The sequence below is a fragment of the Citrobacter sp. HN-141 genome (assembly GCF_033341895.1).
Classification (GTDB): Bacteria; Pseudomonadota; Gammaproteobacteria; order Enterobacterales; family Enterobacteriaceae; genus Citrobacter.
This window is the reverse complement of the sequence record NZ_JAWPBF010000003.1, coordinates 254,358-268,345: the sequence shown is the minus strand read 5'-3', so window position 1 is coordinate 268,345 and position 13,988 is coordinate 254,358. Positions and strand designations below refer to the sequence as shown.

12 protein-coding genes are annotated in these 13,988 nt (G+C 52.9%); 9 read left to right on the top strand and 3 right to left on the bottom strand.

Going from position 1 to position 13,988, the window contains the following annotated elements; genetic code table 11:
- The first annotated feature begins 2 nt into the window (after window positions 1-2).
- On the top strand, window positions 3-881 hold the full coding sequence (gene hslO, locus RYZ59_RS05845; protein WP_005121631.1) for an Hsp33 family molecular chaperone HslO: 879 nt from the start codon (window positions 3-5) through the stop codon (window positions 879-881).
- A gap of 93 nt (window positions 882-974) precedes the next feature.
- Here hslO and RYZ59_RS05840 read toward each other — a convergent pair whose 3' ends face one another.
- Window positions 975-2,693, bottom strand: a complete 1,719-nt coding sequence (locus tag RYZ59_RS05840) for a DUF4153 domain-containing protein (protein ID WP_318045318.1) — start codon at window positions 2,691-2,693, stop codon at window positions 975-977.
- A gap of 378 nt (window positions 2,694-3,071) precedes the next feature.
- On the opposite strand from RYZ59_RS05840, the gene pckA reads away from it, so the two are divergent.
- The 3 genes from pckA to nadS all read left to right on the top strand — a co-directional run bounded on the left by pckA (window position 3,072) and on the right by nadS (window position 5,483).
- Window positions 3,072-4,694 (top strand): phosphoenolpyruvate carboxykinase (ATP), encoded by a 1,623-nt coding sequence (gene pckA, locus RYZ59_RS05835; RefSeq protein ID WP_318045321.1) that lies wholly within the window; start codon window positions 3,072-3,074, stop codon window positions 4,692-4,694.
- A gap of 122 nt (window positions 4,695-4,816) precedes the next feature.
- A complete protein-coding gene (locus RYZ59_RS05830) occupies window positions 4,817-5,134 on the top strand; it encodes a type II toxin-antitoxin system RelE/ParE family toxin (protein ID WP_318045324.1) in 318 nt (105 codons plus the stop codon).
- Between the two features lie 52 nt (window positions 5,135-5,186).
- The gene (gene nadS / locus RYZ59_RS05825) at window positions 5,187-5,483 is read left to right on the top strand and encodes a NadS family protein (RefSeq protein ID WP_003837894.1); all 297 of its coding nucleotides are present in this window, start codon (window positions 5,187-5,189) and stop codon (window positions 5,481-5,483) included.
- Between the two features lie 60 nt (window positions 5,484-5,543).
- On the opposite strand, the gene envZ is transcribed toward nadS, so the two are convergent.
- Both envZ and ompR read right to left on the bottom strand, forming a co-directional pair.
- The gene (envZ, locus tag RYZ59_RS05820) at window positions 5,544-6,896 is read right to left on the bottom strand and encodes a two-component system sensor histidine kinase EnvZ (RefSeq protein WP_137383523.1); all 1,353 of its coding nucleotides are present in this window, start codon (window positions 6,894-6,896) and stop codon (window positions 5,544-5,546) included.
- Window positions 6,893-7,612, bottom strand: a complete 720-nt coding sequence (gene ompR / locus RYZ59_RS05815; RefSeq protein WP_001157751.1) for a two-component system response regulator OmpR — start codon at window positions 7,610-7,612, stop codon at window positions 6,893-6,895. Before ompR ends, envZ begins: the two co-directional genes overlap by 4 nt.
- A gap of 225 nt (window positions 7,613-7,837) precedes the next feature.
- Here ompR and greB point away from each other — a divergent pair, with 225 nt between their 5' ends.
- The 5 genes from greB to feoC all read left to right on the top strand — a co-directional run bounded on the left by greB (window position 7,838) and on the right by feoC (window position 13,984).
- The gene (gene greB, locus RYZ59_RS05810) at window positions 7,838-8,311 is read left to right on the top strand and encodes a transcription elongation factor GreB (RefSeq protein ID WP_137383524.1); all 474 of its coding nucleotides are present in this window, start codon (window positions 7,838-7,840) and stop codon (window positions 8,309-8,311) included.
- Window positions 8,312-8,409: 98 nt separating this feature from the next.
- Window positions 8,410-10,740, top strand: coding sequence for a Tex family protein (locus RYZ59_RS05805; protein ID WP_137383525.1), 2,331 nt, complete (start codon window positions 8,410-8,412; stop codon window positions 10,738-10,740).
- Between the two features lie 431 nt (window positions 10,741-11,171).
- Window positions 11,172-11,399, top strand: coding sequence for a ferrous iron transporter A (gene feoA / locus RYZ59_RS05800; protein ID WP_115257296.1), 228 nt, complete (start codon window positions 11,172-11,174; stop codon window positions 11,397-11,399).
- 18 nt (window positions 11,400-11,417) lie between these two features.
- Window positions 11,418-13,736 carry a Fe(2+) transporter permease subunit FeoB gene (feoB, locus tag RYZ59_RS05795; RefSeq protein ID WP_318045333.1) on the top strand — a complete coding sequence of 773 codons (2,319 nt, stop codon included), beginning with the start codon at window positions 11,418-11,420 and terminating at the stop codon, window positions 13,734-13,736.
- Between the two features lie 11 nt (window positions 13,737-13,747).
- Window positions 13,748-13,984 (top strand): [Fe-S]-dependent transcriptional repressor FeoC, encoded by a 237-nt coding sequence (gene feoC, locus RYZ59_RS05790; protein WP_038634895.1) that lies wholly within the window; start codon window positions 13,748-13,750, stop codon window positions 13,982-13,984.
- Window positions 13,985-13,988: the final 4 nt, after the last annotated feature.

Here is a 13,988-nt window from a genome sequence, read left to right as displayed (position 1 = left end):
TTATGCCGCAACATGACCAATTACATCGTTATCTGTTTGAAAACTTTGCCGTGCGCGGCGAACTGGTAACCGTTTCACAAACCCTGCAACAGATCCTCGAAAATCATACTTACCCACAGCCGGTCAAAACCGTGCTGGCGGAGCTGCTGGTTGCCACCAGTCTGCTGACCGCGACGCTGAAGTTTGCCGGTGATATCACCGTTCAACTGCAAGGCGACGGCCCGTTGAGCCTGGCGGTAATTAACGGCAACAACAACCAGCAAATGCGCGGAGTGGCTCGTATACAGGGCGATATCCCTGAAGATGCCGATCTGAAAACACTGGTTGGCAACGGCTACCTGGTGATCACCATTACACCGGAAGAAGGCGAACGCTATCAGGGCGTGGTCGGTCTGGAAGGTGACACGCTGGCGGCCTGCCTGGAAGATTACTTCATGCGTTCTGAACAGCTGCCGACGCGTCTGTTTATCCGTACTGGCGACGTCGACGGCAAACCTGCTGCTGGCGGTATGCTGTTACAGGTCATGCCAGCGCAAAACGCACAGGCAGATGATTTCGATCACCTTGCAGCACTGACAGAAACCATCAAAGCCGAAGAGTTGCTGACGCTGCCAGCCAACGAAGTTCTGTGGCGTTTGTACCACGAAGAAGAAGTCACCCTCTACGATCCGCAGGATGTTGAGTTCAAATGTACCTGTTCACGCGAACGCTGCGCAGGCGCTCTGAAAACGCTGCCGGATGAAGAAGTTGACAGCATTCTGGCAGAAGAAGGTGAGATCGATATGCACTGCGATTATTGCGGTAGCCACTATCTGTTTAACGCCATGGATATTGCAGAGATCCGCAGCAACGCCTCCCCTGCCGATCCACAGGTGCATTAATCCCCGTTTTGCCCGGTGGCGCGCAGCTTTAAGGCCTACGGTAAAACTGTTGTCGGCCGGATACGGCGCTCGCGCCGCCATCCGGCAACAGATTTACTCATTGTGATAAGTCATCAGCAGTCGTTTGCCATTAATGGTGATATCCCGCCAGACTCTGGGAGCCGAATCCAGTTGATGATTCGCCAGCGCCTGCAGCAGTTGCTCTTTATTGAATCCCTCCGGTAGCCGGGCTGTCGCAATCAACACCCATTTGTTCTCCTTAACGCCAAAGACCAGACTCTCCCCATCACCAAAGGCATACAATACGTGCTCGGGCTGCCCATCCGCGTTGAGATCCTGATCCACCAACACACATGCATCCTGCTCGATACAGGAGGCGATCCGGTAGCGTTGTCCCTTTAAAAACGTCCAAAACGCGTCATCGGGCTTCTTGCTTCCCGGTGCAATCATCACCTTCGGCGCTAACTGCGTTGCCGTCAGCTCATTTACCGGATCGCGATGCCCTCGCAGAATGGCATTTAAATCACGCCTGCGTTTGCTGTCTTTGTTGAACGCATCATCTTTTTGTAATGCTTCCAGTGCGGCGCGACCGGGTTTTCCGCTGTGATCCAGCATATACAGGCTGACCTGGTCCGCCGTAATTTTCCCGCTGTAGTAGCGTCCCATATGGCTGTTGACGCTAATACGCCAGACATCAATGACCGGCGACGTCAGCAGAATCAACAGTCCCAATGTCAGGAGCGAAACGCCAAGAATGACCTTTCCCTGAATATCGAGCGGGTTGCCTCCCGCGCGCAAAATACTGACCAGATAGCCGAGGGACCACACCAGTAATACAAAGACCACCAATGCGCCATACAAACGCTCAGGCGTCCAGCCATACTGATGAATTCTCAGCCACATTGCCCAACCGGCAATCAGCATATAGAGAGGAGCAACAACCAGTGAAGCGTTAATCAAATAACGTAATGCACCAGGATAAGGTAACGCCTCTTTGCGCGGCTCGCGCACAATGGCCATCAGCGACAGGAAGATCAGCGTCAACGTGGACATCAGGCCCGCCGCTGACACGCGCCGTGAGATAGCGTCCAGTCCGGTGAAAGGCAGGGTCAGCATAAACATCAGCACTAACAGTGCAACCAGCGGGAGTAAACCTGTGGCGAGGAACGTCAGCAACTTTTGCACCGCAGCAACCAGGCGCGACTGCGTACGCGCCAGCACCACTGCCAGTGCGGTGATCAGGCCAAGCGCCAGATAGACAAACCAGTCAGTCTCAAAGAAAAGCGTGTTGAAGAAGGTGATTCCGACCAGTTGAAACATTTCACTCCACAGCAGGAGCACCAGCCAGAACAGGCCGTTAGCCACAACAGCGATTAGCAACGTCAGCGAATTAAGCCACAGGTAGGTATAAAACTGCGGATAGCGAGCCTGTTCACGACGTGCGTGAAGTTGATATTGCATCCACGGCAAAGCCAGCATCGCCATCAACAATAAGCGCCAGCCGTAGGCAAAAAAAATGTCATCCTGTCGCCATCTGTCACTGTCCGCCACACTCCACTTCAGCCACACACTCATCGCCAGCACAACCACGCAGATCAGCGCCATCCAGCACCATAGCGCACGTTGCTTAAATGAGACGACAGTCAGCAAAAGCGCAGAGGAGAACGCAATCGTTACAGGCATCCCGTAGAACAGCCAGTCACTGTTCTGCGGGGCAAGATACGCCATCAGCAGGTAGCACAGACCCCCCTGTAGCAGTCCGATAAAGACCATGCCCCAGCGGGTCGTTGGTGAAAGTTCAACACTGTCCATGTCGTTTTCCAGAAAGTAGAGAAAATCTAATTATCGCATCAACTTCACAAATATGAGTATTTGTCGGTCCATTTCGGACCCCAACTGCGCGAGGTGAATCGATATTGTTTATGTTTGAGTTACGTTTCTTTCTTACATGAATGCGATTACACTCACAAGATTCCCGCCAAAAACACTCTCTATTAACGTTTTAAGAACATTTTCCACAACAAAAAAGGGTTTCCTGCCATAATATCCGCCTCTTTGTGACAGGAGTCGCAGCGTATTCGGTTATTCGTGGAATTACCGGATGCGTAAATCTATGAGCCTTGTCGCGGTTAGCAATCCCTAAAAAACCTTACTATTCCAGGTAATACATATTGGCTAAGGAGCAGTGAAATGCGTGCGAACAACAGTTTAACCCCGCAAGATCTCAAGGCTTATGGTATCAATGACGTTCAGGATATCGTTTACAACCCAGACTACGACACGCTTTATCAGGAAGAACTTGATCCAAACCTGGAAGGCTACGAGCGTGGCGTGTTAACGAATCTGGGCGCCGTTGCAGTTGATACCGGTATCTTTACCGGACGTTCGCCAAAGGATAAGTACATTGTCCGTGACGACACCACACGAGACACACTCTGGTGGTCAGACAAAGGTAAAGGTAAGAACGACAACAAACCGCTTTCCCAGGAAACCTGGGAGCATTTGAAAGGGTTAGTCACCCATCAACTCTCCGGTAAACGTCTGTTTATCATTGATGCTTTCTGCGGTGCTAATGCGGATACCCGCCTTTCCGTGCGCTTCATTACCGAAGTCGCCTGGCAAGCACATTTTGTTAAAAACATGTTCATCCGCCCGAGCGACGAAGAACTGGTTGATTTCAAACCTGATTTCATCGTGATGAACGGTGCTAAATGCACTAACCCACAGTGGAAAGAACAGGGTCTGAACTCCGAAAACTTCGTGGCGTTCAACCTGACTGAACGCATTCAGTTAATCGGCGGCACCTGGTACGGCGGCGAGATGAAGAAAGGTATGTTCTCCGTCATGAACTACCTGCTGCCGCTGAAAGGCATTGCATCGATGCACTGCTCAGCAAACGTCGGTGAAAAAGGTGATGTGGCGGTCTTCTTTGGCTTATCCGGTACCGGTAAAACCACGCTGTCTACCGATCCGAAACGCCGCCTGATTGGCGATGACGAGCATGGCTGGGATGACGACGGCGTGTTTAACTTCGAAGGCGGTTGCTACGCGAAGACCATCAAACTGTCTAAAGATGCTGAGCCGGAAATCTACAACGCGATCCGCCGTGATGCCCTGCTGGAAAACGTCACCGTGCGCGCAGATGGCTCCATCGATTTCGATGATGGTTCCAAAACCGAGAACACCCGCGTTTCCTACCCGATTTATCACATCGACAATATCGTTAAGCCGGTGTCAAAAGCGGGTCATGCAACCAAAGTCATCTTCCTGACCGCCGACGCATTTGGCGTACTGCCACCGGTTTCTCGCCTGACGGCCGATCAAACGCAGTATCACTTCCTGTCTGGCTTTACCGCCAAACTGGCTGGCACCGAGCGTGGCGTTACTGAGCCAACGCCAACCTTCTCTGCCTGTTTCGGCGCAGCATTCCTGTCACTGCACCCAACGCAGTACGCAGAAGTGCTGGTGAAACGCATGCAGGCGGCTGGCGCACAGGCTTATCTGGTTAACACCGGCTGGAACGGCACCGGCAAACGTATCTCAATCAAAGATACCCGTGCCATTATCGATGCCATCCTGAACGGGTCGCTGGATGACGCAGAAACATTCCGTCTGCCGATGTTTGACCTGGCAATCCCAACCGAACTGCCGGGCGTGGATACACGTATTCTCGATCCGCGTAATACCTACGCATCCCCGGAGCAGTGGCAGGAAAAAGCCAATGCTCTGGCGAAACTGTTTATTGAGAACTTCGAGAAGTACACCGACACCCCTGCGGGCGCCGCGTTAGTCAGCGCCGGTCCGAAGCTGTAATTTTTGATCCGTTATATAGCCCCTTATCCGAAAGGATAAGGGTTTTTTTATTGTGCACACCTTTTAAAATGTACTCGGTACACCTATAATCTGCACTATCAGCCCCATGCGCAGGACGCGCCATGTTCACATTTATTGAGCTACAGGGATTTAGTAAACGCCGTCCGTTACTTTTGCCTGACGATGAGTTTCGCGCCTTTCAAGAGGCGCTTATAGAGAACCCTGAGGCTGGAGATACTATCGCTGGTACCGGTGGATTCAAAAAAATTCGCTGGAGTCGCTCTGGTATGGGCAAACGCAGCGGTATTCGGGTTATCTATTACAACGTGACGCGCAAAGGCCGAATCTATCTCGCTTTGCTCTATCCTAAAAATGAACAGGATGATTTAACCGAAGAGCAAAAAAGAGTTTTAATGCACTTATCCGATATGCTGATTTAATCATGGGAATTTTATTCATCAGGACACCGCGATCCGGTGTGGTGAGGCCAAAATGAAAGACGAATTATTTGCCGATTTGCTGGCCAGCGCAGAAGAAATGGTGCGTATAGAGAAAGGTGAAGAAACACCTAAGCCTGAACATGTACATACCTTCAGCGAAATTGATGTTAAAGCCATCCGCGAAGCAACAGGGTTACGCCAACAGGATTTTGCCATAGCTGTTGGCGTGAGTTATGACCTGGTTAAAAGCTGGGAAACGAAACGACGTCAGCCCACTGGGGCACCAAGAAAACTGCTTTTATTAATTCAAAAAAATCCATTTATAATTAATCAATTAAAAGCAATTTAAGCCAGTAGGTTTACTCTTTATCCTGTAAGTAAAAAGGGAGGCATTTAGCCTCCCTTTTTTCTACGCGTCTTTCGTTGTCCCCTGCGCACGCGTGAATGGAACCGGAAGCCAGGCGCGTATCGACAGCCCGCCCCGCTCACTGGTCCCAATTTCTAGCATACCGTTATGGTTATCGATAATACGCTGCACAATCGCCAGCCCCAGGCCCGTGCCGCTGGTGCTACGCGCGCTGTCACCGCGTACAAACGGCTGGAACAGGTGTTGACGCTGTTCCGGTTTGATACCCGGCCCGTCATCTTCGACTTGGAACCAGGCGCGATGCGCTTCCATACCGCTACTGACCTTAATCCAGCCATTACCGTAGCGGGCAGCGTTAACCACCATATTAGCAACCGCGCGTTTGATAGACAGTGGGTGCATCTTCACCTGAATGACGCCAGGAAGTAATGCAGTATCAATTTCACGCTCGTAACCACTTTCTGCCGCGATCACTTCACCTAATACCGAGTTCAGATCGGCCATTTCCATCGGCATCTCCTGACCCGTTCGCAGATAATCGATGAACTGTTCGATAATGGCATTACACTCTTCGATGTCCTTGTTGATGGACTCCGCGAGGTAGCCGTCTTCTTCACCCATCATTTCCGTCGCCAGACGGATACGCGTAAGCGGGGTGCGTAAATCATGGCTCACGCCCGCCATTAACAGCGTACGGTCATCGGCCAGCTGTTTTACGCCGGCGGCCATATGGTTGAAGGCTCGGGTCACAGAGCGCACCTCAGAGGCGCCATACTCGCGCAGCGGCGGCGGAATAATACCTTTCCCCACCTGTAACGCCGCATGTTCAAGATCCACCAACGGCCGGTTCTGAATACGGATAAATAGCCACGCGCCACCAATAGCCAGCAGCATGATCGCCAGCGTATAGCGGAACAGCGGTGAGAAGTCACCCTGATGGATTTCAGTGAGCGGTACGCGTACCCAGATGTTGGGCGACAGCCAGGTTTTCAGCCAGACGACAGGCGAGCTCTTGTTGACCTCAACACGTACTTCCGTTGGGCCACCCAACTGCTGCGCCATCTGATGGCTTAAGAATTCATAGTGTTGCGCCCAACGCAGACCTGCTTCTTCAGCGGCTTCGTTGGAGTAGAGGGAAATACCGAGCTCACGGTAAATTTCCCGACGAAATGCAGGTGGCACTACCAGTTGCGTACCGTCCTCCAGCTGCAGTTTATCAGTCATCAGCATACGGACTTCGTAGGCCAGGACCTTATTAAACTGCTGGAGGCTCGGCAGAATCGCGAAGTTCAGCACCACAAGGTAGGTCGTCACCAGGCTTGCAAACAGCAAGGTGACGATAAGCAATAACGTGCGAGCAAACGAACTTCGTGGCGAGAAGCGCATTCGCCTCATGCTTTAGAACCGTCCGGAACAAAAACGTAGCCCAGACCCCATACGGTCTGAATATAACGAGGATGAGCCGGGTCTTCTTCCACCATACGACGCAGACGAGAAATCTGCACGTCGATGGAACGTTCCATCGCAGAGTACTCACGCCCACGGGCCAGGTTCATCAGTTTATCGCGGGATAGCGGTTCACGTGGGTGGCTTACCAACGCTTTCAGCACCGCAAATTCACCGCTGGTGAGCGGCATAGGCTCATCTTCGCGGAACATTTCACGCGTCCCCAGGTTCAGCTTAAACTTACCGAAAGCGATAACCGCTTCTTCCTGAGAAGGCGCGCCCGGCAGTTCGTTCGCCTGACGACGCAACACCGCGCGAATACGCGCCAGCAGTTCACGCGGGTTAAAAGGTTTCGGGATGTAATCGTCAGCACCGATTTCCAGCCCAACGATACGGTCAACCTCTTCGCCCTTCGCTGTGACCATAATGATCGGCATCGGGTTGCTTTGACTGCGCAGGCGGCGGCAAATTGACAGGCCATCTTCTCCTGGCAGCATTAAATCCAGCACCATCAGGTGGAAGGACTCACGGGTCAGCAGACGATCCATCTGCTCAGCGTTTGCGACGCTTCGAACCTGGAAGCCCTGCTCGGTCAGATAACGTTCCAGAAGCGCACGCAAGCGCATGTCGTCATCGACCACCAGAATCTTATAGTTCTCTTGCATTGTTATTACTCCCAAAGGTTCGCAACAATTAAGTGTATATTCTTAAGAAAGCTCGCGTGAGTCACCAGCGAATTCTGGTATGAATTCCAGGCTAAATTGTTACAAAGCATATTAAACAGCAGCTTAAGTATACAATGTTTCTCGCAATACATTATTTATTCTGTTGATATGCTCACGTAATACTAATTGTGCGCATCATCACAGAGTCGAAGGTAAAACAATAAGATGAAAACGCCCCTGATAACCCGTGAAGGGTATGAAAAACTTAAACAAGAGCTCAATTATCTCTGGCGTGAAGAGCGCCCGGAAGTCACCAAAAAAGTTACCTGGGCCGCAAGCCTGGGCGACCGCAGCGAAAATGCCGACTACCAGTATAATAAAAAGCGCCTGCGCGAGATCGACCGCCGCGTCCGTTATTTGACCAAGTGCATGGAGAACCTGAAAATCGTCGACTACTCCCCGCAACAGGAAGGCAAAGTCTTCTTTGGCGCGTGGGTCGAGATTGAAAACGACAATGGCGACATCCGCAAATTCCGTATTGTTGGTTATGATGAGATCTTCGGTCGTAAAGATTACATCTCTATCGATTCCCCCATGGCGCGTGCCCTGCTGAAAAAAGAGGTCGGCGATCTCGCGGTGGTGAACACCCCTGCCGGGGAAGCCAGCTGGTACGTCAATGAGATCGAATACGTGAAGTGAGACCGGAACAATCCGAAGCCCCTGTAGATGACTGGCATTTTTGCCAGTCAATCCGTATAACTATCCCCTGATTTTTTATCCTATAGACGAAGCTATCCATGATGAATGATTCTTTCTGCCGCATTATCGCAGGTGAAATTCAGGCTCGTGCTGAACAGGTAGAAGCTGCCGTTCGCCTGCTTGACGAAGGGAACACCGTGCCGTTTATCGCACGTTATCGTAAGGAAATCACCGGCGGTCTGGATGATACGCAACTGCGTAATCTGGAGACCCGTCTGGGGTATCTGCGTGAACTGGAAGACCGCCGTCAGGCGATCCTGAAATCTATCGGCGAGCAAGGCAAACTAACCGACGACCTGGCGAACGCGATCAACGGCACATTAAGTAAGACCGAACTCGAAGATCTCTATCTGCCGTACAAACCTAAACGCCGCACCCGTGGGCAGATCGCTATTGAGGCCGGACTGGAGCCGCTGGCAGACCTGTTGTGGAACGAGCCGTCTCACCACCCGGAAACGGAAGCCGCTAAATATCTCAATGCCGACAACGGCGTGGCGGATACCAAAGCCGCCCTCGACGGCGCACGTTACATCCTGATGGAACGCTTCGCTGAAGATGCCGCGCTGCTGGCGAAAGTGCGTGACTACCTGTGGAAGAACGCGCATCTGGTTTCCACCGTGGTAAGCGGTAAAGAAGAGGAAGGCGCGAAATTCCGCGACTACTTCGATCACCACGAACCGATTTCTACCGTGCCGTCTCACCGTGCGCTGGCCATGTTCCGCGGCCGTAACGAAGGCATTTTACAGCTGTCCCTGAATGCCGATCCGCAGTTCGATGAGCCGCCGAAAGAGAGCCACGGCGAGCAAATCATTCAGGATCACCTTGGCCTGCGACTGAACAACGCACCGGCAGACAGCTGGCGTAAAGGCGTTGTCAGCTGGACATGGCGCATTAAGGTGCTGATGCACCTCGAAACCGAACTGATGGGCACCGTGCGCGAACGCGCAGAAGATGAAGCAATCAACGTCTTTGCCCGCAACCTGCACGACCTGCTGATGGCGGCGCCCGCCGGGCTGCGCGCCACCATGGGTCTCGATCCGGGCCTGCGTACCGGTGTAAAAGTGGCGGTTGTTGACGGGACAGGCAAGCTGGTCGCCACCGACACCATTTATCCGCATACCGGACAGGCTGCCAAAGCCGCCGTTGCCGTTGCGGCGTTATGTGAGAAATACAACGTTGAGCTGGTGGCAATTGGTAACGGTACGGCGTCGCGCGAAACCGAGCGTTTCTTCCTCGACGTACAGAAGCAATTCCCGCAAGTGAGCGCACAGAAAGTGATCGTCAGTGAAGCCGGGGCATCGGTTTACTCTGCCTCTGAACTGGCGGCGCTGGAGTTCCCGGACCTCGATGTGTCGCTGCGTGGCGCAGTATCTATTGCTCGCCGTCTGCAGGACCCACTGGCTGAACTGGTGAAAATCGATCCGAAATCTATCGGTGTGGGCCAGTATCAGCACGACGTTAGCCAGACCCAGCTGGCGCGTAAGCTGGATGCGGTAGTGGAAGACTGTGTGAACGCCGTCGGCGTCGATCTGAACACCGCCTCCGTACCGCTGCTGACCCGCGTTGCCGGCCTGACGCGCATGATGGCGCAAAACATCGTCGCCTGGCGCGATGAGAACGGTCAGTTCCAGAACCGCCAGCAGTTGCTAAAAGTCAGTCGTCTGGGGCCAAAAGCCTTTGAACAGTGCGCGGGCTTCCTGCGTATCAACCACGGCGATAACCCGCTGGATGCCTCTACCGTTCACCCGGAAGCCTACCCGATAGTGGAACGCATTCTGGCAGCAACCGAGCAATCGCTGCGTGACCTGATGGGCAACAGCGACGCACTGCGTCATCTCAAAGCGTCCGACTTCACCGACGAACGCTTCGGGGTGCCAACCGTCACCGACATCATCAAAGAGCTGGAAAAACCAGGTCGTGACCCACGTCCTGAATTCAAAACCGCACAGTTTGCTGACGGCGTAGAAACCATGAACGACCTGCTGCCTGGCATGATTTTGGAAGGCGCAGTCACCAACGTCACCAACTTTGGTGCGTTTGTCGATATCGGCGTTCATCAGGACGGTCTGGTGCATATCTCCTCTCTGTCGAACAAATTTGTTGAAGATCCACACACCGTGGTGAAAGCGGGCGACATTGTGAAGGTGAAAGTGCTGGAAGTGGACCTGCAACGTAAGCGTATCGCCCTGACCATGCGTCTGGACGAACAGCCGGGCGAAACCAATGCGCGTCGCGGCGGCGGCAACGATCGCAATCAGGGCAACCGCCCGGCCCCGAAAGCCGCAAAACCACGCGGACGTGACGCGCAGCCTGCGGGCAACAGCGCGATGATGGATGCGCTGGCGGCGGCAATGGGTAAAAAACGTTAAGTTTTAATCTTGTGCCGGATAACGGTATAAACACCTTATCCGGCCAGGTTGTCGTAATTAATGTGTATGTCGGATAAGGCGCTTAAACATCGCCATCCGGCATATTTACTCTATTTCCCGCTTTTTCTTACAATATATTTATCACTTTATTAACAGCTGAAACCTTAATTAAACATTAAGAAAATCCAATAATTTCTCCCTCGAATCATTCGTGTCAGACCAGAATAAATATTGAGCCATATCAAAATTGACTCAAATTATTTTTCAATCCAACATCCCGTCACATTTATTCTATTGATGATAGAAACCATTCTCATTATCATTGTTTTGTTGATTATTTACTCTTTCCTTCGTTGGCTAATCATCTGGTCTCATGCCGCCTTTCGCCCCATGAGGTAATCATCCAGTTAGCGAGATATAAGTAGGTCCCTATGCAATTCACTCCAGACACTGCGTGGAAAATTACCGGTTTTTCTCGTGATATCAGTCCGGCGTACCGGCAGAAGCTGTTGTCGCTCGGCATGCTGCCAGGCTCCTCCTTCAACGTGGTACGCGTCGCCCCGTTAGGCGATCCTATCCATATTGAAACACGCCGAGTCAGCCTGGTGTTGCGGAAAAAAGATCTGGCGTTATTAGAAGTGGAAGCGGTTTCCTGTTAATACAGTGAGTCTATAAAAATGAAAAAACTAACCATTGGTTTAATTGGTAATCCTAATTCCGGCAAGACAACCTTATTCAATCAGCTTACCGGTGCACGCCAGCGTGTGGGTAACTGGGCTGGTGTGACCGTCGAGCGTAAAGAAGGTCATTTCGCGACCACAGACCATCAGGTCACGCTGGTCGATTTACCCGGCACCTATTCTCTGACGACAATCTCATCCCAAACCTCTCTCGATGAGCAGATTGCCTGCCACTACATTTTAAGCGGTGATGCGGATCTGTTGATCAACGTGGTCGATGCGTCAAACCTTGAGCGCAACCTCTACCTGACGTTGCAACTGCTTGAGCTGGGCATCCCCTGCATCGTCGCGCTGAACATGCTGGATATTGCTGAGAAGCAGCAGGTCCGTATTGAGATCGATGCCCTTTCCGCCCGCCTGGGCTGTCCGGTAGTACCGCTGGTTTCTACCCGTGGCCGCGGGATTGAAGCCCTGAAGCTGGCTATCGATCGCTACAAGGAAAACGACACCGTCGAGCTGGTGCATTATGCCCAACCGCTGCTGCGTGAAGCCGACGCTCTGGCAGACGCGATGGCCAAAGAGATGCCGCTGCAACAGCGTCGCTGGCTGGGCCTGCAGATGCTGGAAGGCGATATTTACAGCCGCGCTTACGCCGGTGATGCCGCGCAAAACCTGGATGCTGCCGTTGCTCGTCTGAGCGAAACGATGGACGATCCGGCGCTGCATATTGCCGATGCCCGTTACCAGTGCATTGCCGCTATCTGCGATACCGTCAGCAACACTCTGACCGCAGAACCGAGCCGCTTCACTACCGCGGTTGACAAAATCATCCTCAACCGCTTCCTCGGGTTGCCGATTTTCCTGTTCGTGATGTACCTGATGTTCCTGCTCGCCATCAACATCGGTGGTGCGCTGCAGCCGTTATTTGACGTCGGCTCCGTGGCGCTCTTTATCCATGGTATTCAGTGGATTGGCTACACCCTGCACTTCCCGGACTGGCTGACCATCTTCCTGGCACAGGGTCTTGGCGGCGGGATTAACACCGTCCTGCCGCTGGTACCGCAAATCGGCATGATGTATCTGTTCCTCTCGTTCCTCGAAGACTCCGGCTATATGGCGCGTGCTGCGTTTGTGATGGACCGTTTGATGCAGGCGCTGGGATTACCAGGTAAATCGTTTGTCCCGCTAATTGTCGGCTTCGGCTGTAACGTACCGTCAGTAATGGGCGCACGTACGCTGGACGCCCCGCGTGAGCGTCTGATGACCATTATGATGGCGCCGTTTATGTCCTGCGGCGCACGCCTGGCGATTTTCGCCGTCTTTGCCGCGGCTTTCTTTGGTCAGAACGGCGCACTGGCGGTCTTCTCGCTGTACGTACTAGGTATCGTTATGGCGGTACTGACCGGCCTGATGCTCAAGCACACCATTATGCGCGGCGAAGCCACGCCGTTTGTGATGGAGCTGCCGGTGTACCACGTGCCGCACATTAAGAGTCTGATCATTCAGACCTGGCAGCGTCTGAAAGGCTTTGTCCTGCGTGCCGGTAAAGTCATTATCATCGTCAGCATTTTCCTCAGCGCATTCAACAGCTTCTCGCTGAGCGGGAAAATCGTCGACAACATTAACGATTCTGCTCTGGCCTCCGTCAGCCGCGTCATTACCCCAGTCTTCAAGCCGATTGGCGTTCACGAAGATAACTGGCAGGCAACCGTCGGTCTGTTCACCGGTGCGATGGCAAAAGAAGTGGTTGTTGGGACACTTAACACGCTCTATACCGCAGAAAATATTCAGGAAGAAGAGTTCAATCCGGCAGATTTCCACCTCGGTGACGAGCTGCTCGGTGCGGTGGATGAAACCTGGCAAAGCCTGAAAGACACCTTCAGCCTGAGCGTGCTGGCCAACCCTATCGAAGCCAGTAAAGGTGACGGTGAGATGGCAACTGGCGCGATGGGCGTGATGGGCGAGAAATTCGGCAGCGCTGCTGCGGCATACAGCTATCTGATTTTCGTGCTGCTGTATGTACCGTGCATTTCTGTGATGGGCGCCATCGCACGTGAGTCCAGCCGCGGCTGGATGAGCTTCTCGATTCTGTGGGGTCTGAACATTGCCTACTCTCTGTCGACGTTGTTTTATCAGACGGTCAGCTACAAAGAGCACCCGACCTACAGTCTGGTGTGCATTTTAGCGGTCATCTTGTTTAACATCGTGTTGCTGGGCCTGCTGCGTCGTGCCCGTAGTCGGGTGGATCTCGCGCTGCTGGCGACCAACAGGACGGCGAGTTCTTGCTGTTCCAGCACCACTGGCGATTGCCACTAAGGTTATAGACGATGGCATCGCTTATTCAGGTTCGTGATTTACTGGCTCTGCGGGGGCGCATGGAGGCGAAGCAAATTAGCCACACGCTGCATACCCCGCAGCCAATGATTGACGCCATGCTGAATCAGTTAGAAAAGATGGGCAAAGCGGTGCGGATTCAGGAGGATGCCGATGGGTGTCTGTCCGGAAGCTGCAAAAGCTGCCCGGAAGGCAAAGCCTGCCTGCGCGAGTGGTGGGCTTTACGCTAGTTCG